This window comes from Streptomyces albospinus, assembly GCF_014648695.1.
Lineage (GTDB): Bacteria > Actinomycetota > Actinomycetes > Streptomycetales > Streptomycetaceae > Streptomyces > Streptomyces albospinus.
Genome location: NZ_BMRP01000152.1, coordinates 1 through 600, shown reverse-complemented (window position 1 = coordinate 600; position 600 = coordinate 1). Strand labels below are relative to the sequence as shown.

General features: G+C 68.0%; 1 protein-coding gene and 1 pseudogene. Both read left to right on the top strand.

Annotation, left to right across the window (positions count from 1 at the left end):
• On the top strand, positions 1-319 hold a 319-nt coding region (locus IEZ17_RS43720), incomplete at its 5' end, for a transposase (RefSeq protein WP_229853146.1).
• Positions 316-600: pseudogene (locus IEZ17_RS41720) on the top strand (IS3 family transposase); the annotation flags it as partial. The gene IEZ17_RS43720 and the pseudogene IEZ17_RS41720, both read left to right, overlap by 4 nt.

The following is a 600-nucleotide window of genomic DNA, read 5'->3' as shown; positions in this document are numbered from 1 at the left end:
GGATGTTGCTGTGCCCAAGCCTTATCCGGAAGAGTTCCGCGAGGATGTCGTACGGGTCGCGAGGAACCGCGGTCCGGGCGTGACGGTCGAGCAGGTGGCCGCCGACTTCGGAGTGCACGCGATGACGCTGTGGAAATGGATGCGCCGCGCGGACATCGACGACGGCGTGAAACCCGGAACGACCACGCAGGAGAACGCGGAACTACGGGCTGCGCGCCAGCGGATCAAGCTGCTGGAGCAGGAGAACGAGGTCCTGCGCCGGGCCGCGGCCTACCTGTCACAGGCGCATCTGCCGGGAAAAGGATCTACCCGCTCGTGAAGGAGCTGGCCGCCGGCGGGGTTCCCGTCACGGTCGCGTGCCGGGTCCTGAAGCTCGCCAGACAGCCCTACTACCGCTGGCTCGAGCGGCCGGTGACCGATGCCGTGCTGGAGGAGGCTTACCGCGCGAACGCGTTGTTCGACGCCCATCGCGAGGATCCGGAGTTCGGTTACCGCTTCCTGGCCGATGAGGCCCGCGACGCCGGGGCAGTCATGGCCGACCGGACCGCGTGGCGGATCTGCCGGGACAACCGCTGGTGGAGCGTGTTCGGGAAAAGACGC